Here is a 23,348-nt window from a genome sequence, read left to right as displayed (position 1 = left end):
GCCCGCGTGAGTTCTGCCACGCGCGGGCGGAAAAACCCCGCGGCGCCGGCACGAAAACTGCCCGGGACACGGCGTCAACGATTTTTTAGGAAACAGTTCCCCGGCAATTTCAGGGACTTTACGGGGTTCTCTCGGTGAAATTCCCGAGATTGCGCGCCGAACCGGGCCCGGCGCGCAGGGGATCAGAAGTCCAGATTCTCGACGCTCAGCGCGTTCTGCTGGATGAACTCGCGGCGCGGCTCGACCACGTCGCCCATCAGCCGGGTGAACACCTCGTCGGCCTCGGTCACCTCGTTGACGCGGACCTGCAGCAGGGTGCGCGCCTCGGGATCGAGCGTGGTCTCCCACAGCTGGTCGGGGTTCATCTCGCCCAGACCCTTGTAGCGCTGCAGCGACAGGCCGCGCTCGCCTTCCTTCATCACCGCGTCCAGCAGGTCGAGCGGTCCGTGGATGGTGATCCGCTTGTCGCGCCGCTCCAGCACCGCCGGCTCGCGATAGACCTCCTGCAGGGCCTGGGTGAACCCGCCCAGCTTGCGCGCCTCGCCCGAGCGCAGCACGTTGCCGTCCAGCACCCGGACCTCCTCGACGCCGCGCAGCACCCGGAACAGCCGCAGGCCGTGGTCCTGGGTCGGGCGGCCCTGCCAGCCGCGCTCGTACTCGACCGCGATCAGGTCCAGCCGCGCGGCGACCGCGTCGGCGACCGCCTGGATGTCCTGGTCCAGCGCGCCCGGCACCAGCGCCCCGGCGATCGTCGCCTGCTCCAGGATCGGGCGGGGATAATGCGTCGGGAACGCGCCCAGGATGGTGCGCACCTGCCGCGCCTCGGTCAGCACCCGCTCCAGGTCCGGCCCGGCGATCACGCTGCCGTCGCCCAGGCGCAGCGAGGTGTCCAGCAGCCCCTGCTGGATCAGGTAGTCCTCCAGCGCGGCCTGGTCCTTCAGATAGACCTCGGACTTGCCGCGCGCGACCTTGTAGAGCGGCGGCTGCGCGATATACAGGTATCCGCCGTCGATCAGATCGGGCATCTGCCGGAAGAAGAAGGTCAGCAGCAGCGTGCGGATGTGCGCGCCGTCGACGTCGGCATCGGTCATGATGACGATCTTGTGGTAGCGCAGCTTGTTCAGGTCGAACTCGTCGCGGCCGATGCCGGTGCCCAGCGCGGTGATCAGGGTGCCGATCTCCTGGCTGGACAGCATCCGGTCGAAGCGGGCGCGCTCCACGTTCAGGATCTTGCCGCGCAGGGGCAGCACCGCCTGGTTGGCACGGCTGCGGCCCTGCTTGGCCGAGCCGCCGGCGCTGTCGCCCTCGACCAGGAACAGCTCGGATTTCGCCGGGTCCTTCTCCTGGCAGTCGGCCAGCTTGCCGGGCAGCGAGGCGACGGTCATCGCCGATTTGCGGGTCATCTCGCGCGCCTTGCGCGCGGCCTCGCGGGCCAGCGCCGCCTCGACGATCTTGCCGACGATGGTGCGGGCCTCGTTCGGGTTCTCCTCGAACCACTCGGCCAGCTTCTCGTTCATCAGGCTCTCGACCGCGGGGCGCACCTCCGAGCTGACCAGCTTGTCCTTGGTCTGGCTGCTGAACTTCGGGTCCGGCACCTTGACCGACAGAACGCAGGTCAGCCCCTCGCGGGCGTCGTCGCCGGACAGCGAGACCTTCTCCCTGCGCGCCAGCCCCGAGGTCGCCACGTAGTTGTTGATCGTCCGGGTCAGCGCCCCGCGAAAGCCGGCCAGATGCGTGCCGCCGTCGCGCTGCGGGATGTTGTTGGTGAACGGCAGCACGGTCTCGTGGTAGCTGTCGTTCCACCACATCGCGACCTCGATGCCGATCTCGTCGCGCTCGCCGGTGATGAAGATCGGCTGGTCGATCAGCGGGTGCTTGGAGCGGTCGAGGAAGCGGACGAACTCCCTCACCCCGCCGTCGTAGACCATGACGTCTTCCAGCGCCTCGGCCGGGCGCTCGTCGCGCAGGGTGATGCGCACGCCCGAATTCAGGAACGCCAGCTCGCGCAGGCGGTGCTCCAGCGTCTTGAAGCTGAAGTCGCGGTTCGAGAAGGTCTCGGTCGAGGCGAGAAAGCGCACCTCGGTGCCGCGCTTGCCCTCGGCGTCGCCCACCTCGCGCAGCGGCTCGACGGTGAAGCCGCCCTCGAACCGGGCGTAATGCTCCTTGCCGCCGCGCCAGATCCGCAGCTCCAGCCATTCGGACAGCGCGTTGACCACCGACACGCCGACGCCGTGCAGCCCGCCGGAAACCTTGTACGAGTTGCTGTCGAACTTCCCGCCGGCGTGCAGCTGGGTCATGATGACCTCGGCCGCCGAAACGCCTTCTTCCTCGTGGATGTCCACCGGAATGCCACGGCCGTTGTCGCGCACCGACACCGAATCGTCGGCGTGAATCGTCACGAAGACGGTGTCGGCGTGCCCGGCCAGCGCCTCGTCGATGCCGTTGTCGACGACCTCGTAGACCATGTGGTGCAGGCCCGAGCCGTCGTCGGTATCGCCGATGTACATGCCCGGCCGCTTGCGCACCGCCTCGAGGCCCTTGAGGACCTTGATCGAGCCTGCCCCGTAGTCGCTGTTGGCTGCCTGCTCTTTGTCGTTGTCCGCCATGCCACCTGTCCGTTCGAATTTTCCTGATTCTATAGGGTCGCGCCGGGAATGTCACGCCGCGCGGCGGGAAGTGCCTTCTGAAAAACGGTGCGATTCCAGTAAGTTGAGATCAGCGAATCGGTGTCGCGGAAATCACGTCAGCGCAATCGCGAAACCGACGAGGATCAGGGTCACGCCGGCCCCCAGATTAAGCCGCGCGCGGGCGGCGGGGGACGACAGGATCGCCCGCACCCGGCCCAGGAAAACCGCCAGCAGAAGGTTGCCGGCGAGGGGCACCAGCGCCGAGATCAGGCAGATCGCGGCGATGTCCCAGCCGGTGATCGCGGACAGATCGAAGAAACCCGGCAGCACGCCCATGTAGAACAGGATCGCCTTCGGGTTGCCCAGGATCACCAGCACGCCGGCGGTGAACCCGGCCCAGATGCCGGGCGCGGTCAGGGCGCTGTTCTCGCCGATGGTGCGGTGCCGGCCGCGGATCAGCCCGAGCCCCATCACCACGAAGATCACCGCCCCCGCGATGCGCAGCGCCGCCAGCGCATCGCCGTAGACCGAGACGATGAAGCCGACGCCGAACACCGCCAGCAGCGGCCACAGCACGTCGCCCACCACCACCCCCAGTGCCAGCGGCCACGCGCCATGAAAGCCCGCGGCCAGCGCGCGGGCGATCAGCGCCACCCAGACCGGGCCGGGGGTCAGGAACAGGATGAACAGCGCGCCGGCGTAGAGGCCGATCTGCGCGGGGGTCAGCGTCATGCCGCGGGGTCCGTCAACTGGGTCACGCGGGACAGGCCGCCCTCGTCGGTGACCTCGATCCATTGCGCGCGCGTGCCCATCGCGGTGAACAGCGCGGCGTCGGTCCCGGTCATCCACGCCTGGGCGCCCAGGGTGCAGATCTCGTCGTACAGCGAGGCGCGGCGGCCGGCGTCCAGATGCGCCGCGACCTCGTCGAGCAGCAGGATCGGCGCGGCGCCGATGTCCTGCGCCAGCGCCCGCGCGTTGGCCAGGATCAGCGAGACCAGCAGCGCCTTCTGCTCGCCGGTGGAGCACAGCCGCGCCTCCATCTGCTTGGCGGCGTAGACCGCGCGCAGATCGTCGCGGTGCGGGCCGGTCAGGGTGCGCCCGGCGGCCAGATCGCGGCGGCGGCCTTGCGCCAACGCATCGCGCAACGCGCCCTCGTCGCGGGGCGTTTCCGGGCCGTCCTCGGGCGGGGCGAGGGCCAGGTCGGCCTGCGGAAACGCGGTCTGCGCGCCCTGCTGCGCCGCGTTCAGCCGGTCCAGCGCCATCGCCCGGTTCGCCGCCAGCGCCGCGCCGTGACGGGCCATCTGCGCCTCGAGGCCGGCATACCAGGCGTCGTCGCGGATCTGGTCCTTCAGCAGGCGGTTGCGCTCTCGCATCGCCTTCTCGTAGGCCAGCGCCACGTCGGCGTGGCCCGGTTCAAGGCTCATCGTCACGCGGTCGAGGAAACGGCGGCGTTCGCCGGCCGCGTCCATCCACAGCCGGTCCATCGCCGGCACCAGCCACAACACGCGCGCGATCCGGCCCAGCGCGGTCTGCGACGCGGCCTTGCCGTCGATCGTCACCTGGCGCGAGGTCTGCCCGGCCTCGGCCCAGGTTTCGACCTCGTGCACATGGTGCGGCGTGTCGAGCGTGGCGCGCACCTTCCAGCCCAGGTTTTCCGGGCTGCGCGACAGGTCAGCGGTGGCGGATCGGCGCAGGCCGCGGCCGGGGGACAGCAGCGACAGTGCCTCCAGGATGTTGGTCTTGCCGGCACCATTGGGGCCGAAGATGGCGACGGGCCGGCCGTCGCCCTCGATCCGGGCGGCGCGGTGCGAGCGCAGGTGCGACAGCGCCAGGGCCGTGACGGCCAGGCGGGGCATCGGGGGCGGCCGGCCCCCGCCTAGACGCGCATGGGCATCACGACATAGACGGCCGTCTCGTCATCGCCCTCGCGCATCAGGGTGGGGTCGCCGGAGGCGTTGAACAGGAACACGGCATTCTCGCGGTCGACCTGGTCGGCGATCTCCTGCAGGTACTTGGCGTTGAAGCCGATCTCCAGCGGCTCGTCGCCATAGGCGACGGCGAGCTCCTCCTCGGCGGCGCCGCTGTCCGGGGCGTTCACCGACAGCACCAGCCGATCCTCGTCGAGGCTGAGCTTGACCGCGCGCGAGCGTTCCGACGACACGGTGGCGACGCGGTCGACGGCCTTGCTGAACTCGGTCGCGTCGACCTCGAGCCGCTTCGTGTTGCCGGTCGGGATCACGCGGGAATAGTCGGGGAAGGTGCCGTCGATCACCTTCGAGGTCAGCGTCACCTCGGGGGTGGCGAAGCGGATCTTGGTTTCCGACACCGACACCGCGATCTGCACGTCGTCGTCGTCCAGCAGCTTGCGCATCTCGCCCACCGTCTTGCGCGGCACGATCACGCCGGGCAGGTTGTCGGCGCCCTGCGGCAGGGGCGCGTCGATCCGCGCCAGCCGGTGGCCGTCGGTGGCGACGCAGCGCAGGGCGCGCCCGTCCAGACCGTCGGCGGCATGCATGTAGACGCCGTTCAGGTAGTACCTTGTCTCCTCCACCGACATGGCGAACTTGGCCTTGTCGAACAGCCGGCGCAGCACCGGGGTGTCGCAGGCGAAGTTGCACTCGTACTCGGCGTTGGCCATCACCGGGAAATCCTCGCGCGGCAGCGTCGCCAGCGAGAACGACGAGCGCCCGGCGCGCACCGCCAGCCGGCCGGCGGCGTCGTCGGATTCCAGCTCGACCATGGCGCCGTCGGGCAGCTTGCGCACGATCTCGTGCAGGGTGTGGGCGCCGACGGTGGTGGCGCCGGCCTTCAGCACCATCGCCGGGGCGCGGTCCAGCACCTCGATGTCAAGATCGGTGGCGCGGAAGCTGAGCCCGTCGCCCTCGGCCTCGATCAGCACGTTGGCGAGGATCGGGATGGTGTTGCGCCGCTCCACCACCGATTGCGCCCGGCTCATCGCTTTCAGCAGCGCGGACCGCTCGATGCTCACCTTCATGGAAACCGTTCCTCGTCTCGCTCGCGTTCGGGAGGACGACGGTAGCGAAATCGCCAAATTGTTCAAACGGAAAAAGGGCGACTTTTCGCCGGGTGTGACAACAAGGAAAAAGGGCGCGGCAGAACCGCGCCCCAATTCCCGAGCTTCCGGCGACTACTGCACCAGACGATACCATTCGCGGCTGGCGATCAGCTTGTCCGGGTTCGCGTCCGGGCAATCCTGGAACGCGGCCTGCGAGGTCAGGATGATGTTGCCGCCCGCATGGACCGTGGTGCCGTTCATGCCGTCGGCCTTCGCCGCGTACTTCACGTCACCTTCCTTGGACACGATCTGCGAGCGGATCATCGTCATCTCGGACGAGAAGTCGATGTCGCCGCGGGCCATGATCTTGGAGCCGGTGCCTTCGGCGCAGGTGCCGCTGCCGAGCGTCACGCCGTTGCTGCCCTGGACCGTCATGTTGTTGCCCGAGTGGTTGGTCATCAGGAACGAGGCCGCGATCGTGATGTTGGACGACAGCGAGATGCGGCATTGATCGGACACCACCGCGACATTGCTCAGCGTGATGGTCTCGCTGAGATCGATCGTCTTGTCGCTGCCGCCGCCGGAGCAATCCACCTTGTAGATCTTGCCGTCGATATCCGCCGCGACCGAGTCGCTTGTCGCCGCCGACGCGAGCAGGGCCTCGAAATCGGTCGCCGTAAGTGGTCCGCCGGACGCATTCGTATCGACGATCGGCCACTCCGCGTCGGGGAAGCTGTTCTTCACGGCTTCCTTGTCCTCGTAGGTCATCGGCGTGTCCGGGTCGCCGTCGGAAAGCGTGCTGCCGCCGACCATCGCATTCTCGATGATCAGGTCCGGCATGTAGTCGACGATGTCCTGCGGATCGGCCCCGTTCGGGTTCTTCAGCATGTCCAGAAGCGCGTCGAATTCCTGGATCCCCGAAGGCTGGATCGAGTCCTGCTGATAGACGTCCCGCAGGTTGTTGTCGTCGTCGTTCTTGCCCGAGCCGGCGACCTGGGTGTCGTAGGGGCCGTTGGAGGATACGGTGACGCCATCGCCGAACGTGTTGTTCTGCTGCAGATCGATCCCGACCGGCGGGTTCTTGTTGCCGTGGTTCTCTTCGCCCTGGCCATGGATGCACATCTCGCCGCCGAACGAGTTCAGCGAGCTCATGTCGACCTTGCCCATGGCGACCAGACCCTGCGTGAACTGGCAGGGAACGAAGCTGGCGGCGATGGACTGGGCTGCGATGTCCCACCAGTCCAGCCCGCCGAAGGCGCCCATGAGCAGCGTGTCCAGCGGGTTCGAATCGTCGGGATCCGACCGGCGGCTGGAGCGATAGCTCGTCGCGCGGGCGGCATTGATCTTGCCCGGTGTGGCCGAGACGCCGTCCCAGGGCGTGAACGTGGCGCCGTTCCAGTTGCCCAGCTCGACATCCTGGTCGGTGACGACCTCGCCGTTCTTGGCGGTGCTCATGATCCGCGCGGCGATGCCGGTTGCGGCGTTGCGGGCGCGGGTGTAACCCTCCGGCGGCGCGTTGCCGTCGGCGGTGTAATAGTCCGCGTCCTGCTGGTCGTACAGCCCGTAATAGTGCAGCTCGCGGTAGTTCATGATCGCCGCCAGCGATGCCGCGTCCGCGGTCGCCGTCAGCACCTGCCGGTACTTGTAGGCGTTGGCGGTATCGATCACGAAGCCCGAGATGATCAGAAAGATGAGGGTCCAGAAGATCGACCACGCGGTCGACGCACCCTCAATGTCTTCGCGAAACCGCGAAACGGCACTTGCAGGCATTCCCATCACGCCACCCCTACCCTAAACTCACTTGTCCGGCCGCACATCGACCGGACTCACTACTCGACTAATTAGATAGCAAACTTTCTAAAGTTGCACAATATTTCTTTAATATTCCTTAATTGCGACATGATTAACTGACGCGACAGGTATTCGCATATCTATATGTGAGATTTGATTCGTGCAGACGGGCGCTGCACGGCGTGCAGCGCCCGGCTTCAGGCGAAGATCCGTTTCGGCTGCGTACTACTGGACCAGTCGGTAGTACTCCCGGCTGACGATCAGGTCGTCGGTGGTCGCGCCGGGGCAATACTGCGCGGCGGCCTGGGATCGGAGGAAGATGTTGCCGCCGGCGTGGACGGATGTTCCGTCAAGGCCATCGGCCTTGGCGGCGTAGTACACGTCTTCGTCGCGCGACACGATCTGCGAGCGGATCATCGTCATGTCCGAGGCGAAGTCGATGGTGCCGCGCGCCATCACCTTGGAGCCGGTGCCGACCTCGCAGGTGCCGCTGCCGATGGTGACGCCGCTGCTGCCCTGCACCGTCGCGTTCGACCCGTTGTGGTCGGTCAGCAGGAACGAGCTGGCCACCGTGATGTTAGAATTGAACGAGAACCGGCAGTCGCTGGACACCACGGCCATGTTGCTGAGCGTCACCGGCTCGCCGAAGTTGATGACCTTGTTCGCCGGTCCGCCCTGGCACGAGACGTTGAAGATCTTGCCGGAGAAGGTCTCGCTTACCGTGTCGTTGGCCGCGGCCTGAGCAAGCATGTCGTTGAAGTCGGTGGCGGCCAGCGGACCGTTCCCGGCGGGGTTCCGGTCGACGATCGGCCAGTCGGCGTCGGGGTGGGTCAGCACGTCCAGGGCCGTCTCGATCTCGGCGACCGTCAGCGGCGTGCTGTAGTCGCCGTCGCCCACCACGGGTTCGCCCGCATAGGTGACGCTTTCCAGGATGTAGTCCGGCATGTAGCGCGCCAGGTCGGTCGGCGAGGCCGACAGCGGGTCCATCAGCATGTCGCGAAGGGCATCGAACTCCGCGATGCCCGAGGGCATCAGGCTTTCCTCGCGGTACACCTCGACGATGTTGCTGTCGGGGTCGTAGGCGCCCGAGCCGTCGACCATGGTATCGTGCGCGCCGGGCGACGAGACCGTGACCTCGAGATCGAAGAAGTTGCCCTGCTGGACGCTGATCCCGACCGGCGGGTTCTTGTTGCCGTTGTTCTCCTGGCCTTCGCCGTGGACGCAGATCTCGCCGTAGAACGAGTTGTTCGAGCTCATGTCGACCTTGCCCATCGCCATCAGCCCGTCGGTATAGCAGCCGGGGATGTAGCTTTCGGCGACCGACACGGCGGCGATATCCCACCAGTCGAGCCCGCCGAAGGCCCCCAGCAGCAGCGTGTCCAGCGGGTTCGCGTCGGTCGAGTTCGCGCGGCGGCTGGACCGGTGCGCGGTCGCGCGCGCGGCGTTGATGGTGCCCGGTTTCGCCGAGGCGCCGTCCCACGGCAGGAAGGCCGCGCCGTTCCAGTGGCCCAGTTCGACATCCTGATCCGCGATCACCGCACCGTTCTTGGCGGTGCTCATGATCTGGCTGGCGATGCCCCTGGCGGCGGTCCGCGCGCGGGCGTAGCCTTCCGGCGGCGCGTTGCCGTCATCGGTGTAGTAGTTCTCGTCCTGCTTGTCGTAGAGGCCGTAATATTCCAGTTCGCGGTAGTTCATGATCGCGGCCAGCGAGGCCGAATCCGCCGTCGCGGTCAGCACCTGCCGGTACTTGTAGGCATTGGCGGTATCGATGACGAAGCCCGCGACCAGCAGGAAGCAGATCGTCCAGAAGATCGACCAAGCGGTGGAGGCGGCGTCGGTATCGTCGCGGAAATTGGCGAGCGGCTGGTACATCACATGACCCAATCAAGGGTTGTGCCCGTACTCGGCGGATTTTACCCGGCAGTACCCATGCCGAATCTTTCTATCTGTCTGACTGGCAGGGAACCTTGGCGAAAAAGTGATCTTTCTTCAGAGCGGGCACCGGCCACGACAGGGGCCCCGACCGATTCCCGCCGTCAGATTGCCGAGCCGTCCCGTTCCTTGATCTGGTAGACCGTCGCGCTGATCGTGTCGGACGAGAAGCTGGCGATGCTGCTGAAGATGCCGGTGATGTCGATATCGGCGATGGCGTGGGTGATGACGACCTCGACGGTTCCGTCCCCCGCTTCGGTGACCGTTACGGTGGGGGTTTCGCCGTTGAACTGCGCTTCGGTCTCGGCGTGCGACTTGGCCGCGGCGGTGGTCGACAGGCTGCCGACCGCGTAGCGGCGCGCCGTGTCGGACGCCACGTCGTACATCACGGCCTGTGCCAGGAAGACGAAGGCGACGTCGATGACGATGCTGAGAATCGCGATGAAGATCGGCAGCCAGAGGACGAACTCGATCGTGGTCGTCCCGCCGTCCTCGTCGAGGTTTAGATAACGGCGGACCGCGCGCCGCCGCGCGGTGTAAGCCTGGATGAATGTTGCCTTCATCGCCTATTCCCCATGCCGCAAGCGCCCGGCCCCACGGCGCTTGACGTCCCCAAAGACTTGCCCCTGCTCCGCCGACGCGGTTGTGCAGGGGTCACGCGCCAATAGGGCTTCACGCCCACGAGATGCGCCATATCATTTTAGTTTATAGGAACCGATTCCGGCAGCAATATGTCTGCCGCGCAACGGCAGATCAGGCCTCGAGCATGCGGCGCAGCAGTTCGACTTCGTCGCTGATCTGGCTGTCGATCGATTTCAGTTCCTCGATCTTCTTGACCGCGTGAATCACCGTGGTGTGGTCGCGCCCGCCGAAGCGGCGGCCAATCTCCGGCAGCGACTTGGTGGTCAGCTGCTTGGACAGGAACATCGCCACCTGCCGCGGCCGCGACACCGCGCGGGCTCGGCGCGGACCCAGCAGATCGGCCATGCGCACGTTGTAATGATCGGCGACCCTGCGGATGATCTCTTCGACGGTGACCTTGCGTTCGGACGCCCGCAGCACGTCGGACAGGCATTCCTGCGCCATGTCCATGTCGATCGGCCGGCCGACCAGCGAGGCGAAGGCATAGAGCCGGGTCAGCGCGCCCTCCAGCACCCGCACGTTCGAGCTGATGCGGTGGGCCAGGAACTCCAGCACGCGGGTCTCGACGGTGATGCCGGGATGCAGCTGCGACTGGATCTCGGCCTTGGTCTGCAGGATGCCCAGGCGCAGCTCGTAATCGGTCGGGTGCAGATCGACGACCAGCCCGCATTGCAGGCGCGACTTGATCCGGTCCTCGAGCCCCGAGATCTCGCCCGGGGCGGTGTCGCCCGAGATCACGATCTGCTTGTTCTGGTCCACCAGCGCGTTGAACGTGTGAAAGAACTCCTCCTGCGTCGATTCCTTGCCGGCGATGAACTGCACGTCGTCCACCATCAGCACGTCGACCGAGCGGAACAGCTCCTTGAAGGAATAGGTGTCCTTGAAGCGCAGCGCCTGCACGAATCGGTACATGAACTGTTCGGCCGACAGGTACAGCACCCGCGGCGCCGGGGTCCGGGCCTGCAGTTCCCAGGCGATGGCGTGCATCAGGTGCGTCTTGCCGAGCCCGACGCCGCCGTAGAGGAACAGCGGGTTGAAGGTGACCGGGCCGCCCTCGGCCACCCGGCGGGCAGCGGCATGGGCCAGCTCGTTCGGCTTGCCGACGACGAAGGTGTCGAAGCGGTAACGCGCATCGAGCGGCGAGCCGGGCAACTCGCCCTGCTCGGCCGGGCGCACCGGTTCGGCCGCGCCCGATCCCGGTCGCCGCTGGGCGGCCGACTCGGGGCGCGTGGCGAGGCCGACGCCGCCGCCGGCCTGCGACGCCACGGCCGTCTGCGCATCGGACGCGGCTGCCCGCGCCTGACGGCTGGCGACGGAGAAGTCGAGTCGCGAGACCGGCGTGCCGGCGTCCATGATCAGACGCTGGATGCGTTCGCCATAGTGCTGCGACACCCAGTTCCCGATGAAGCTGGTGGGCGCGCTGAGGTAGGCGACACCGTTGGTGCAGCCCTTGAATTCGAGCGGTTCGATCCAGGTCGTGAAGGCGGACTCGCCCAGAGACTCGTTAAGACCCAATCGAACGCGGCCCCATATATCCTGTGTCATCCCGCTCCGTCGCTTTCGTTCGTCCAGCCGGCACCGCACCGCCGGTCGACCGGTCCCGGCGGGACGGGTCACACATCAAAATACCGCTCAGCTCTGCTGCCAGGCCAGGCCGCGCGCCTTCCAGCCGTTCATCGCGCCGCGATGCCGGTTCTGGTCCAGATCCCCCTCGAACCCCTCGGCCACGTTCACGCAGCGGATCGGAAGCTCGCGCTGCCGGCAGACCGCCGCCACATCGCGCGCCGCGTCCAGCGACCGCGCGCCCGAGCGGCAGATGAAGAAGATCTGCGACGGAGGCGGGTCGCCCAGCGTGTCGAGTATCGATTCGGCGAAATCGGGCGCCACCTGCATGTCCGGGAAGCGCCGCCATTCGGCCAGAACCACCTGCCGGCCGAGCGCCGACAGGTCGGGCACGCCGACAAAACTCCACTCCGGGCGGGTCCGCACGTCGACAAGCTGCGCCGTGCCGTCGGTTTCCAGGGCCGTCCACACCTCGTCGGGTGACATCACGTCGACGGCCATGCCCGGAGAATCGCTCATGAGTATCCCTGTCCTTGTCTGACGCTGGCCGGACAGTAAGCGCGGCCAGCGGGTCCTTTCAACACGAAGAAGTCATTGACGCCGGATTGGGCTGACAACTACAGATTCGCTGCAACACAAGAAATCGTTAACAAAACGCAGCAGTGCGCGCCCCGAAACCTGCTTCGGGTCGATAGCACAACTGCGGTCAGCGTGAAGCTCGGCGTTGGGGCCGGAGCGTGGCCGTCACGTTATGCAGCGGTGCAGATTCGGGCAACGGGATCAAAACCTGAACATGAACGTTGCGTGACGGATCGGTGAAACGCGACTGCCCGCGCGCCGGGGGCACGCGGGCAGTCGGTTCAAGCTCCGGGTGGTCTCAGGCGTTGATCGCCTTCACGCGGGCCGACAGGCGGCTGATCTTCCGCGAGGCGGTGTTCTTGTGCAGGATGCCCTTGGTGACCGAGCGCATGATCTCGGGCTGGGCATTCTTCAGCGCGTCGCGCGCCTTGTCCGAGTCGCCGGAAGCGATCGCTTCCTCGACACGGCGGATGAACGTGCGCATCCGCGAGCGGCGCGACTTGTTGATCATGGTCCGCCGGGCGAGCTGGCGGACGCGCTTCTTGGCTCCTGGCGAGTTGGCCATGTATCAGATTCCAAAAACTGTGTTTCTCGGGTCAGGGCGCGGACATATCCACAACGGATCGGGGTGTCAACGCCCGAAGGTCATTTGCCGCGGAACTGCGGCGTGCGTTTTTCGGCGAAGGCGGCCATGCCCTCCTTCTGGTCCTCGGTGGCGAACAGCGCGTTGAACAGGCGCCGCTCGAACAGCACGCCCTCGCGCAGGGTCGTCTCGTAGGAGCGGTTCACCGCCTCCTTCACCGCCATCGCCGTCAGCGGCGACTTCTCGGCGATCTTCGCGGCGGTCTTCAGCGCCTCGGCCATCAGCTCCTTGGCGGGCACGACGCGGCTGACCAGCCCCGAGCGCTCGGCCTCGGCGGCGTCCATCATCCGGCCGGTCAGGTGCATCTCCATCGACTTCGACTTGCCGACGAAGCGGGTCAGGCGCTGGGTGCCGCCGATTCCGGCGACGACGCCCAGGTTGATCTCGGGCTGGCCGAACTTGGCGTTGTCGGCGCACAGGATGAAGTCGCACATCATCGCCAGCTCGCAGCCGCCGCCCAGCGCGTAGCCCGCGACGGCGGCGATGATCGGCTTGCGCACCCGCAGGAAGCGTTCGGTCCCGGCCGAGAAGTAGTCTTCGGAAAACATGTCGACGAACGACTTGTCGGCCATTTCCTTGATGTCGGCGCCGGCGGCGAACGCCTTGTCCGAGCCGGTCAGGATGATGGCGCGCACGGTATCGTTCTGGTCGAGCGAGCACAGCGCCTTGCCAAGCTCGTCCAGAAGCTGGCTGTTCAGCGCGTTCATCGCGTCGGGCCGGTCGAGCCGGACGATACCGACGTGATCCTCGACCTCTACCCGGATGGTTTCGTAACCCATTGGCGTCTCCATCGCCCTGACAACCTCGCCACAGGTACCACGAAGCCGGTCGGGCGCAACCCTATCTCTGGCAGGCGCTGCAGTAGTAGCTGGACCGTCCCGACTGGACGATCCGGCGAATCGTGCCGGTGCAGCCGTCGCGGCGGCAGGGCTGCCCCTCGCGGTCGTAGGCGGCGAAGCTGTGCTGGAAATAGCCCAGCTCTCCGTCCGCCTGGCGGTAGTCGCGCAGCGACGAGCCGCCGGCCTCGATCGCGGCGGTCAGCACCGCGCGGATCGCCGGCACCAGCACCGCCAGCCGCGCGGCCGAGACGTTCCCGGCCGGTCTGCGCGGATGAATCCCGGCCTGCCACAACGCCTCCGAGACATAGATGTTCCCCAGTCCCGCGACGATCCTCTGGTCCAGCAGCGCGGCCTTGATCGGCGTGCGCCGCCCGGCCAGCCGCGCCGCCAGGTAGTCGGCGGTAAAGGCGTTGCCCAGCGGCTCGGGGCCCAGCCGCGCCAGCAGCCAGTGCGTCTCGGCGGCGGCGGTCGGCGCCAGGTCCATCGCCCCGAACCGGCGCGCGTCGTTGAAGGTGATCCGCGCGCCGCCCTCCATGTCGAGGATGACGTGGTCGTGCGCCCGCGGCGCGGCGCGCTGGTGGTGGAAATCGCCCGGCGCGGCGCCCTCGACCAGCATCCGTCCCGACATGCCGAGGTGGACGATCAGCGTCTCGCCGGTGTCCAGATCGGCCAGGATGTACTTGGAGCGGCGGCCCAGGCGCAGCACCCGCGCCCCGGTCAGCCGTTCGGACATGCGCGCGGGCAGGGGCCAGCGCAGGTCGGGCCGGCGCACCTGCGCCCGCAGGATGCGCGCGCCGGCCATCGCCGGCTCCAGCCCGCGGCGGACGGTCTCGACCTCGGGCAGTTCGGGCATCTCGCGGCGCTCCTTCTGCGCGGTGACGGCCCTCGCGGCGATAGGCAACGGCGGGGGCGGTGTCAATCTGACGCCCCGCGCGACGCACGGGCGGAATTGTACTACCTGGCCGGGACGTATTAACTGGCGCGCAATCAGGCACAGCGGTTTCGGGAACATGGCAGCGGACGCAAAGACCACGCACTTCGGGTTCCAGCAGATCCCGGAAGACGAGAAGGCCGGCCGCGTGCACGGGGTCTTCACCTCGGTCGCGTCGCGCTACGACGTGATGAACGACGTGATGAGCCTGGGCATCCACCGGGTCTGGAAGGACGCGATGCTGGACTGGCTGGCGCCGCGCCGGAACACGCGGCTGCTGGACGTGGCCGGGGGCACCGGCGACATCGCCTTCCGCTATCTGTCGCGCACCCACGGCACCGGGCACGCGACGGTGCTGGACATGACCGAGGGAATGCTGGCCGCGGGCCGCCAGCGCGCCGAGGCCGAGCACCTGTCGGCGCATCTGGACTGGGTCGCCGGCGACGCCATGGCGCTGCCGTTCCCGGACAACGCCTTCGACTGCTACACGATCAGCTTCGGGATCCGGAACGTGACCCGGATCGGCGACGCGCTGTCCGAGGCGTTCCGCGTGCTGCGCCCCGGCGGGCGGCTGATGGTGCTGGAGTTCAGCCAGCTGCCGAACCCGGGGATGCAGTGGCTGTACGACCGCTACTCCTTCAACGTCATCCCGCCGATGGGCCAGGCGATCGCGGGCGACCGGGACAGCTATCAGTACCTGGTCGAATCGATCCGCCGTTTTCCCGCGCAGGAGCCGTTCGCCGAGATGATCCGCGCCGCCGGCTTCGGCCAGGTGCGCTGGCGCAACCTGTCGCTGGGGATCGCCGCGCTGCATTCGGGCTGGAAGCTGTAGCGCATGCGTGGACCGCACAATCTCTGGCGCCTGATCCGGACCGGCGCCACCTTCGAGCGCACCGGCGCCATGCGCGAGGCGCTGGAGGCGATGCAGGCGCCGCGCCACCTGCGGATCGCCGCCCGCGTTCTGGGCTGGCCGTTCGCCTGGCTGGGGCACAGGGGCGATCCGTCGCTGCCGCCGATCAGCCGGGCGCTGACCGCGCTGGGGCCGGCCTACATCAAGTTCGGCCAGCTGATGTCCACCCGCCCCGATGTGGTCGGCGACGAACTGGCGGCCGAGCTGAAGCAGCTGCAGGACGATCTGCCGGAATTCCCGACCGAGGTCGCCCGCGTCTCGATCGCGCGCGAGCTGGGCCTGCCGGTGGACGCGGTGTTCGACGACTTCTCCGGGCCGGTCGCCGCCGCCTCGCTGGCGCAGGTGCACCGCGCGCGGCTGCGCGAGAACGGCCGCGAGGTCGCGGTCAAGGTGCTGCGGCCCGGCATCGAGCGGGCGTTCCTGCGCGACGTCGACGCCTTCTATCTGGCCGCCCGGCTGATCGAGATCCTCGCCCCGCGGTCGCGCCGGCTGAAGCCGACGGTGGTGATCGGACACTTCGAAAGCGTGGTGCTGGGCGAGCTGGACCTGCGGATGGAAGCCTCGGCTGCCGACGAGTTCCGCGCCAACACCGCGAACGACGCCGGCTTCTCGGTGCCCGAGGTGATCTGGCCGCAGTCCGGCCGCCGGGTGCTGACGCTGGAATGGGCCGAGGGCACCAAGTTCGGCGACGTGCCGGCGCTGGCGGCGCGCGGCGCCGATCTGAACGAGCTGTCGCTGCGCGTGATCCAGACCTTTCTCAAGGTCGCGCTGCGCGACGGTTTCTTCCACGCCGACATGCACCAGGGCAACCTGAAGCTGGCGCCGAACGGCGACATCGTGGCGCTGGACTTCGGCATCATGGGCCGGATCGACGCCTACACCCGCCGGGTCTATTCCGAGATCCTGATCGGTTTCCTGCGCCGCGACTACCGCCGCGTCGCCGAGGTGCATTTCGAGGCCGGCTATGTCCCCCGCACGCAGGATGTCGACGCCTTCGCGCAGGCGCTGCGCTCGGTCGGCGAGCCGATCTTCGGGCAGGACGCGAGCCACATCTCGATGGCGCGGCTGCTGGCGCACCTGTTCGACGTGACCGAGCGCTTCGGTATGGAAACCCGGACCGAGCTGATCCTGCTGCAGCGCACGATGGTGGTGGTCGAGGGCGTCGCCCGGTCGCTGAACCCGGCGCTGAACATGTGGGAGGCGGCCAAACCGGTGGTCGAGGACTACATCCGCGACAACCTCGGGCCGCGGGCGGTGCTGAACGATCTTGCGACCACGGTGAAGGTGCTGTCGCGTTTCGGCCCGCTGCTGCCGTCGATGGCCGAGCGCGCGCTGATGCAGGCGGCGAACGACGCGCCGCCGCGCGGCGACCGCGGCATGCCGTGGTGGGGCTGGCTGCTGACCGGCGCCAGCGGCGCGCTGGCGGTGGTGGCGCTGGCCGAGATCATCTGACCGCGGCGCGGCGGGCTATTCCATCACCAGCTTGACCAGATCGCCGATCACCGGCACGCGGTCGCCGTAATAGCCGTTCAGGTCGCGGAACCGGCTTTCGGCGCCCTGCCGCAATGGCACCGCCGCCGCGAACAGGTTCATCGTCTCGCCGCGGCGGACCTGATGGATCTGCACCCAGTACGGCGGATAGCGCACCGCCTCGGTCGCGGGCAGGCGGCGGAAGCTGCGCACCGCGTCCTCCATCGCCAGGCTGGCCGAGATGTCCTCGGCCGGCGCGATGCCGCGGAACCGGTAGACCCGCTGGTCGGTGCGGATGACGAACAGCTGCGCGACCTTGGCGCCGTCCTCGTCGGCATAGGGCTGGAACGCGCTCGCGGCCTCGAAGCCGCCGATCTCCAGGCTCTGCAGGTCGTAGATGTAGCCGGACGACACCTGCCGCGTCAGCGCCGGCGCCCAGTCGTCGCGGACATAGCTTTCCAGCCGGCTGCCGACGCGTTCGGTGGTGTCGAGGATCATCACCGCGCCGCCCGGCGCGCGGGCGGTCAGCGTGGCGGCGTCGAACTGCACGGTAAACCCTTCGGGCAGGTCGAAGGCGAAACGCAGCATCGGATGAACGAACGCGCCCTCGCGTACCAGCCCCTGCGCCGGGCTGTCGCCGTAGAGCAGACCCTGCAGCATCAGCTTGAAGTCGGCTTCGCCGGCGTCGGCCTCGGGCGCGCCGGGCTGCGCGCGCACCGCTTCGGCGATCGCCGCGGCGATCAGGTCGCGCTGCTCGGGCGTCGCGCCCAGCATCGCGACGCGGCTGGTCTGGTCCAGCCGGCGCGCCAGCGCGTCGTGGGTCTGCAGGCGCACCGCAAGTTCGGCCGCCGCCCGGGTCGGATAGCCCGCCGCCGCAAGCATCGCCACGCCGCGCTTGGCGGCCGCGACTTCGGCTTCGGTGTCCGGCGGCGGCGGCGTGCCTGCGTCGCGGCGCGGCGGCGGCGCCGGTGCGACGCCCTCGTCCGCGATCCCGGTCAGCCCGTCCAGCAGCGCGTCGGGCGCCAGCACCGTGTCGGGCCGCATCGGCCCCGCCGCCGCCGGGCGCAGCGCGCCGGTCAGAAGATGCGCCATCGGCTGCGCCAGCGCGGCCGCCAGTTCGGCCTCGGAATTGGCCAGCGCCAGCAGTCCGCGGCTGACGTAGACATAGCCGCCGGGCCGGGCGAAGGCAGTCGCCGTGGCGGTGTCGAGAATGGTGAAGGTCCAGGCCTCGGGCGGCTCTTCGGTCTGGTCCGCGAGACGGGCGCCGACCTGATTGACATACTCGGACAGCGCGGGGAAGTAATAGGCGCCGCCGTGCCGGATCACGACCCCCTCGTGCGCACGCGCGCCGGCGTCGCGCTCGGCCGAGGTGAACCCGGCGGCAGGCCCGGTGAAGGTCAGCAGGGCGAACGACAGCAGGGCGAACGACAGCAGGGCGAGGATCGGGACGGGGCGGAACATCATGCACTCACGCGACAGGACTTGTGTCGCCTCCACGCTAGACCGGAAACGCTTTACGAACCATGCGATCATGCACGGATTTCGTGGCAATTTCGAGGTCGTGCGCCGATGACCGCGCGCGGCATGCATCCCGTCTGCGGCATCGACGAGGCCGGGCGCGGCCCGTGGGCGGGCCCGGTGGTCGCGGCCGCGGTGATCCTGGACCCGGCCGCCGTGCCCGAGGGGATCGACGATTCCAAGAAGCTGACCGCCAGGCGGCGCGAGGCGCTGTTTCTCGCGCTGCGCGGCTGCGCGCAGATCGGGATCGGCGCCGCGTCGGTGCGCGAGATCGACCGCATCAACATCCTGCAGGCGTCCTACCTGGCGATGCGGCGGGCGGTTGCGGCGCTGCCGGTCCCGCCGCGCCGCGCGTTGATCGACGGCAACGGCGTTCCCGGCGGTCTGCCATGCCCGGGCCAGGCGATCGTCGGCGGCGACGGAACCGAGCCTGCCATCGCGGCGGCGTCCATTGTCGCAAAGGTCACAAGGGACCGGATCATGGTTGCCTTGGCGCAACAGTATCCGGGCTATGGCTGGGACACCAACGTCGGATACGGGGTGAAAGCCCATTTCGAAGCGCTGCAAAGCCTAGGTGTTACCCCACACCATAGGCGCTCGTTCAAGCCGGTGCACAAAATCTTGTGCCAAGAAGATTTTGTAACCCTCTGATTCAATTAGAAATTGACCTGATTCGGCATTTGAATCATCTTTGAGGGGACAGACATTCCCGCAAGCCGGACTTTCAAGATGACCCAGAAAACCGCCCAGGCCGCCGCCGACCTGCCGCTCGACACCGTCCTTGTCGGCGACTGCATCGAACTGATGAACGGCTTGCCCGAGGGCTCGGTCGACCTGATCTTTGCCGACCCGCCCTACAACCTGCAGCTCAAGGGCGAACTGCACCGCCCCGACAATTCGCGCGTCGACGGGGTGGACAACGACTGGGACCGCTTCGCCTCGTTCGAGACCTATGACGCCTTCACCCGCGCCTGGCTGACGGCGGCGCGCCGGGTGCTGAAACCCGACGGTGCGATCTGGGTAATCGGTTCATACCACAACATTTTCCGCGTCGGCTCGGCGCTGCAGGACAGCGGGTTCTGGATTCTGAACGACGTCGTCTGGCGCAAGACCAACCCGATGCCGAACTTTCGCGGCAAGCGCCTGACCAACGCGCACGAGACGCTGATCTGGGCCGGGAAAAGCGACGGCGCGAAGTACACGTTCAACTACGAGGCGCTGAAGCAGCTGAACGACGGCGTGCAGATGCGCTCGGACTGGCTGTTGCCGATCTGCAACGGCGGCGAGCGGCTGAAGACCGAGAGCGGCGAGAAGGCGCACCCGACGCAGAAACCCGAGGCGCTGCTGCACCGGGTCCTTGTCGCCACCAGCAAGCCCGGTGACGTGATCCTGGACCCGTTCTTCGGCACCGGCACCACCGGCGCCGTCGCGCGCCGGCTCGGGCGCCGCTGGATCGGGCTGGAGCGCGACGAGGCCTATGCCACGCTGGCCCGCAAGCGCATCGCCGGCGTGCCCAGGGCCGACGCCGAGTCGCTGAAGACCACCGCCAGCCGCCGCGCCGAGCCGCGCGTGCCCTTCGGCCAGCTGGTCGAGCGCGGCCTGCTGGCGCCGGGCGAGGTGCTGGTGTCGCTGAACGGCCGCCGCACCGCGAAGGTGCGCGCCGACGGCTCGCTGGTCTCGGCCGAGACCAGGGGCTCGATCCACCAGGTCGCCGCCGCTCTCGAGGGGCTGCCCTCGTGCAACGGCTGGACCTACTGGTCGTTCAAGCGCGACGGCCAGGCGATTCCCATCGACGTCCTGCGGCAGCAGATCCGCGCGGAAATGTCCGCCTGACGTCCGAGACGACCGCCAGTGCCTGACGGCACGCACCTGGCGCCGGGCCCCGAGCCCGGCGCTTTTTTTATCGGCGGGCGGTCCCTCCGGGCGGCCGGGTCTGGCATCCGGGCGCGGCCCGCGCTAGGGCTGCGGCCATGACCGATGCGCCGCCGACCACGATCACCGTCTGCACCACCTGCCGCCAGCCTGCGCTGCGCGAGGACCGCGACCGCGCGCCCTGCGGCGAGGAAATGCTGGCGCTGGTCGCGCGCGCGGCGCGCGGCGTGCCCGGTGTCGACGTGCGCGGCACCGCATGCCTGATGGGCTGCGAGCACGGCTGCAACGTCGCGGTCTCGGCCGAGGGCAAGATGACCTATGTTCTGGGCCGCTTCGCCCCCGGGCCCGAGGCGGCCGAGGCGCTGGTCGGCTATGCCGCGCTGCATGCCGAAAGTCCGACCGGCGCGGTGCCGTACCGGCAGTGGCCGCAGGGGGTGAAGGGCCATTTCACCGCCCGGGTGCCGCCGCTGGCGATGCCGCCCGCGCTCTAGCCCTTGAGCCACAGCGGCAGCCCGGCGGCGACGAAGGCGACGCGGTCGGCCTGCGCCGCGACCTGCTGGTTCAGCCGCCCCTGCGCATCGCGGAACGCGCGGCCCAGCGGGGTTTCGGGCACCAGCCCCATGCCGACTTCGTTCGACACCATCACCACCGGCGCGGGGCAGGCACGCGCGGCGTCGAGCAGCGCCGCGGTCTCGGCGGCGATATCGCGGTCGTGATGCATCAGGTTCGACAGCCACAGCGTCAGGCAGTCGAGCAGCACCGCCTCGCCCGGCCGGCTCCGACCCAGGGCGCGCGCCACGTCCAGCGGCTCTTCGACGGTGCGCCAGCCGTCGCCGCGGGTGGCGCGGTGGCGGGCGATGCGCGCGGCCATCTCGGCGTCGAGCGCCTGCCCGGTCGCCAGGTAGACGCGCGCGCCCGCCGCCGCCTCGGCCAGCGCCTCGGCGACCGCGGTCTTGCCCGAGCGTGCGCCGCCCAGAACCAGTGTCAGCACCCGATGCCTCCTGCCTGTCGCAACATCCTTGCGCGCAGCCTATGCCAGCGGCTAGGCAGGGGCACCCGAATAATCAGCGGTGCCGAATGACCCAGACCCCCGACGCTGCCTCCGACCTGGCCTCTGACATGGCCCCGGAATTGGCCCCGGAAATGGTCCCGAACTCGACCTTGGAACTGGCCCCGGACCCGGCCCCGGACCTGGCCGCGCGGATCCGCCATGCCATCGACACCAAGACCAAGCCGCCCGGCTCGCTGGGCCGGATCGAGGATCTGGCCGCGCAGATCGCCCTGCTGCAGGGCACGCTGACGCCGCGCATGGAGCGGGCGCAATTGACGATCTTCGCCGGCGATCACGGCATCGCCGCCGAGGGCGTGTCGGCGTTTCCGCAGGCGGTGACGGCGCAGATGGTGCTGAACTTCCTCGGCGGCGGCGCGGCGGCGAACGTGTTCGCGCGCACCGCCGGCGTCGCCCTGCGCGTGGTCGATGCCGGCGTCGCCGCCGAGCTTGCCCACCCGGAACTGATCGTGCGCAAGATCGCGCCGGGCACGGCGAACAGCGCGCACGGGCCGGCGATGACGGCGGCGCAGTGCGAAAGGGCGCGCGCGGCCGGCGCCGCGCTGGGCGCCGATGGCCACGCCGACGCGGTCTGCTTCGGCGAGATGGGCATCGCCAACACCGCCGCGGCGACACTGGTGGCGCACAAGATCACCGGCCGCCCGGTGGCCGAGCTGACAGGGCGCGGCACCGGGCTGGACGACGGCGGGCTGCGCCGCAAGACCGAGGTGCTGCAGCGCGCCGCCGGCCGCACCGGCGCGCTGACCCCCGCCGATGCGCTGGCCGAATACGGCGGGTTCGAGATCGCGATGATGGCGGGCGCGATGGCGGCCGCGGCGCGCGCCCGCCGGCTGGTCATCGTCGACGGCTTCATCGCCTCGGCCGCCGCGCTGGTGGTGCTGACCGAAGCGCCAAAGCTGCGCGGCGCGATGGTGTTCGCCCATGCCTCGGCCGAGGCCGGGCACCGCGCGGTGCTGGCGCATCTGCGCGCCGAGCCGCTGCTGAGCCTGGGCATGCGCCTGGGCGAGGGCACCGGCGCGCTGCTGGCCTGGCCGCTGGTGCGCGCGGCGGCCGCCATGCTGACCGACATGGCCAGCTTCGACGATGCCGGCGTCAGCCGCGGCCTCTGAGGGGGCCATCCCGGGTCCGGGTGGCGGGCAGGCCCGCGTCGCCGGCCATTTCGGCGAACTGCTGCAGGGCCGCCTGCACGGCGAGGTGGTGCTGATCACGCTGCCCTGCCCGGCGCTTGCGGTGCGCGCCGACTGGCGGCCGGGGGGCGGCGATCTGCGGGTCGAGCAGCCCCCCGGGCTGGTGCCGGGCCCGGCGCTGCGGCGGCTGTTCGCTCTTGCCGGGCGCGCCGGCGGCGGTCGCCTGCGGCTGCAGGCCGACATGCCGCCCGGCGCCGGCGCCGGTGCCTCGACCGCGGCGCTGCTGGCCGTGGCGCAGGCGCTGGGCCTGCCCGCCGGCCCCGAGGCGGCCGAACTCTGCCGGCAACTGGAAGGCGCGAGCGATCCGCTGATGCTGCCCGAGCCGGGACAGGTGCTGTGGGCCTCGCGCCGGGGCCGCGTCGTTGCCGATCTGCCGCCGGTGCCGGCGTTCGAGGTCGTTGGCGGCTTTCATGGCCCGCCGGTTCCGACCGACCCGGAAGATGCCGCGTTCGCCGAGATCGCGGACCTGCTCGGGGACTGGCGCGCCGCGCGCGGCGACCGCGCCCGGCTGGCGGCGATCGCGACCGAATCCGCCCGGCGCAACCACGCGCTGCACGGCGGACCCGATCCGGCGCCGCTGCTGCGGGCCGCACGCAAGCACGGCGCGCTGGGCGTTGTCGCCGCGCACACCGGCTCGGCGCGCGGGCTTCTGTTCGCGCCCGGCGGCGCGCCGGCGGCGGCGGTGGAGGCCTTGCGCGCCGCGGGGCTGGCGGGCGTCGTCCGCTTCACCTCGCCGGGGGCAATGTGACGGCGCTGGCG

The 23,348-nt window shown here is 69.0% G+C and carries 21 protein-coding genes; 7 read left to right on the top strand and 14 right to left on the bottom strand.

The window, feature by feature from the left end; all coding sequences use genetic code 11:
- Nucleotides 1-182: 182 nt before the first annotated feature.
- The 12 genes from gyrB to mutM all read right to left on the bottom strand — a co-directional run bounded on the left by gyrB (nt 183) and on the right by mutM (nt 14,485).
- Nucleotides 183-2,606, bottom strand: coding sequence for a DNA topoisomerase (ATP-hydrolyzing) subunit B (gene gyrB / locus GE300_RS12850; protein ID WP_154446972.1), 2,424 nt, complete (start codon nt 2,604-2,606; stop codon nt 183-185).
- A 132-nt stretch (nt 2,607-2,738) separates the two neighbouring features.
- Nucleotides 2,739-3,359: a LysE family translocator gene (locus tag GE300_RS12845; protein WP_154446971.1), complete on the bottom strand. Its 621-nt coding sequence runs from the start codon at nt 3,357-3,359 to the stop codon at nt 2,739-2,741.
- Nucleotides 3,356-4,483: a DNA replication/repair protein RecF gene (recF, locus tag GE300_RS12840; RefSeq protein ID WP_154446970.1), complete on the bottom strand. Its 1,128-nt coding sequence runs from the start codon at nt 4,481-4,483 to the stop codon at nt 3,356-3,358. Before recF ends, GE300_RS12845 begins: the two co-directional genes overlap by 4 nt.
- Before the next feature lie 20 nt (nt 4,484-4,503).
- A complete protein-coding gene (gene dnaN, locus GE300_RS12835; RefSeq protein WP_154446969.1) occupies nt 4,504-5,622 on the bottom strand; it encodes a DNA polymerase III subunit beta in 1,119 nt (372 codons plus the stop codon).
- Nucleotides 5,623-5,775: 153 nt separating this feature from the next.
- A complete protein-coding gene (locus GE300_RS12830) occupies nt 5,776-7,419 on the bottom strand; it encodes a pilus assembly protein TadG-related protein (RefSeq protein ID WP_154446968.1) in 1,644 nt (547 codons plus the stop codon).
- Between the two features lie 240 nt (nt 7,420-7,659).
- Complete coding sequence (locus GE300_RS12825; RefSeq protein ID WP_154446967.1) at nt 7,660-9,306, bottom strand: Tad domain-containing protein; 1,647 nt, start codon at nt 9,304-9,306, stop codon at nt 7,660-7,662.
- A gap of 164 nt (nt 9,307-9,470) precedes the next feature.
- Nucleotides 9,471-9,929, bottom strand: coding sequence for a TadE/TadG family type IV pilus assembly protein (locus tag GE300_RS12820; RefSeq protein WP_154446966.1), 459 nt, complete (start codon nt 9,927-9,929; stop codon nt 9,471-9,473).
- 190 nt (nt 9,930-10,119) lie between these two features.
- Nucleotides 10,120-11,553, bottom strand: coding sequence for a chromosomal replication initiator protein DnaA (dnaA, locus tag GE300_RS12815; RefSeq protein ID WP_154446965.1), 1,434 nt, complete (start codon nt 11,551-11,553; stop codon nt 10,120-10,122).
- 87 nt (nt 11,554-11,640) lie between these two features.
- A complete protein-coding gene (locus GE300_RS12810) occupies nt 11,641-12,090 on the bottom strand; it encodes a rhodanese-like domain-containing protein (protein ID WP_154446964.1) in 450 nt (149 codons plus the stop codon).
- Nucleotides 12,091-12,448: 358 nt separating this feature from the next.
- Nucleotides 12,449-12,715: a 30S ribosomal protein S20 gene (gene rpsT / locus GE300_RS12805; RefSeq protein WP_154446963.1), complete on the bottom strand. Its 267-nt coding sequence runs from the start codon at nt 12,713-12,715 to the stop codon at nt 12,449-12,451.
- Between the two features lie 80 nt (nt 12,716-12,795).
- The gene (locus GE300_RS12800) at nt 12,796-13,572 is read right to left on the bottom strand and encodes an enoyl-CoA hydratase (protein ID WP_154446962.1); all 777 of its coding nucleotides are present in this window, start codon (nt 13,570-13,572) and stop codon (nt 12,796-12,798) included.
- A 61-nt stretch (nt 13,573-13,633) separates the two neighbouring features.
- Entirely contained in the window at nt 13,634-14,485 is an 852-nt protein-coding gene (gene mutM / locus GE300_RS12795; RefSeq protein ID WP_154446961.1) for a bifunctional DNA-formamidopyrimidine glycosylase/DNA-(apurinic or apyrimidinic site) lyase, read from the bottom strand.
- 157 nt (nt 14,486-14,642) lie between these two features.
- On the opposite strand from mutM, the gene ubiE reads away from it, so the two are divergent.
- Together ubiE and ubiB are read left to right on the top strand one after the other, a co-directional pair.
- The gene (gene ubiE, locus GE300_RS12790; protein WP_154446960.1) at nt 14,643-15,395 is read left to right on the top strand and encodes a bifunctional demethylmenaquinone methyltransferase/2-methoxy-6-polyprenyl-1,4-benzoquinol methylase UbiE; all 753 of its coding nucleotides are present in this window, start codon (nt 14,643-14,645) and stop codon (nt 15,393-15,395) included.
- 3 nt (nt 15,396-15,398) lie between these two features.
- Nucleotides 15,399-16,925 carry a 2-polyprenylphenol 6-hydroxylase gene (ubiB, locus tag GE300_RS12785; protein WP_154446959.1) on the top strand — a complete coding sequence of 509 codons (1,527 nt, stop codon included), beginning with the start codon at nt 15,399-15,401 and terminating at the stop codon, nt 16,923-16,925.
- Between the two features lie 15 nt (nt 16,926-16,940).
- On the opposite strand, the gene GE300_RS12780 is transcribed toward ubiB, so the two are convergent.
- Nucleotides 16,941-18,404, bottom strand: a complete 1,464-nt coding sequence (locus GE300_RS12780; RefSeq protein WP_233416983.1) for a M48 family metalloprotease — start codon at nt 18,402-18,404, stop codon at nt 16,941-16,943.
- A gap of 108 nt (nt 18,405-18,512) precedes the next feature.
- Between GE300_RS12780 and GE300_RS12775 the strand changes: the two genes are divergently transcribed.
- The 3 genes from GE300_RS12775 to GE300_RS12765 all read left to right on the top strand — a co-directional run bounded on the left by GE300_RS12775 (nt 18,513) and on the right by GE300_RS12765 (nt 20,824).
- Nucleotides 18,513-19,112 (top strand): ribonuclease HII, encoded by a 600-nt coding sequence (locus GE300_RS12775; protein WP_154446957.1) that lies wholly within the window; start codon nt 18,513-18,515, stop codon nt 19,110-19,112.
- Nucleotides 19,113-19,190: 78 nt separating this feature from the next.
- The gene (locus GE300_RS12770; protein ID WP_154446956.1) at nt 19,191-20,294 is read left to right on the top strand and encodes a site-specific DNA-methyltransferase; all 1,104 of its coding nucleotides are present in this window, start codon (nt 19,191-19,193) and stop codon (nt 20,292-20,294) included.
- Between the two features lie 137 nt (nt 20,295-20,431).
- A complete protein-coding gene (locus tag GE300_RS12765) occupies nt 20,432-20,824 on the top strand; it encodes a DUF1636 family protein (RefSeq protein WP_154446955.1) in 393 nt (130 codons plus the stop codon).
- Here GE300_RS12765 and cobU read toward each other — a convergent pair.
- Nucleotides 20,821-21,324 (bottom strand): bifunctional adenosylcobinamide kinase/adenosylcobinamide-phosphate guanylyltransferase, encoded by a 504-nt coding sequence (gene cobU, locus GE300_RS12760; protein ID WP_325063220.1) that lies wholly within the window; start codon nt 21,322-21,324, stop codon nt 20,821-20,823. The two genes, GE300_RS12765 and cobU, sit on opposite strands and share 4 nt — an antisense overlap.
- Nucleotides 21,325-21,410: 86 nt before the next feature.
- Here cobU and cobT point away from each other — a divergent pair, with 86 nt between their 5' ends.
- Together cobT and GE300_RS12750 are read left to right on the top strand one after the other, a co-directional pair.
- On the top strand, nt 21,411-22,511 hold the full coding sequence (gene cobT, locus GE300_RS12755) for a nicotinate-nucleotide--dimethylbenzimidazole phosphoribosyltransferase (protein WP_233416982.1): 1,101 nt from the start codon (nt 21,411-21,413) through the stop codon (nt 22,509-22,511).
- Nucleotides 22,486-23,337 (top strand): propanediol utilization protein, encoded by an 852-nt coding sequence (locus GE300_RS12750; protein ID WP_154446954.1) that lies wholly within the window; start codon nt 22,486-22,488, stop codon nt 23,335-23,337. Before cobT ends, GE300_RS12750 begins: the two co-directional genes overlap by 26 nt.
- Nucleotides 23,338-23,348 lie beyond the last annotated feature (11 nt).

The organism is Halovulum marinum, from assembly GCF_009697225.1.
Classification (GTDB): Bacteria; Pseudomonadota; Alphaproteobacteria; order Rhodobacterales; family Rhodobacteraceae; genus Halovulum; species Halovulum marinum.
Note: the sequence above shows the minus strand (reverse complement) of the source record. Positions and strands in the feature narration are given on the sequence as shown.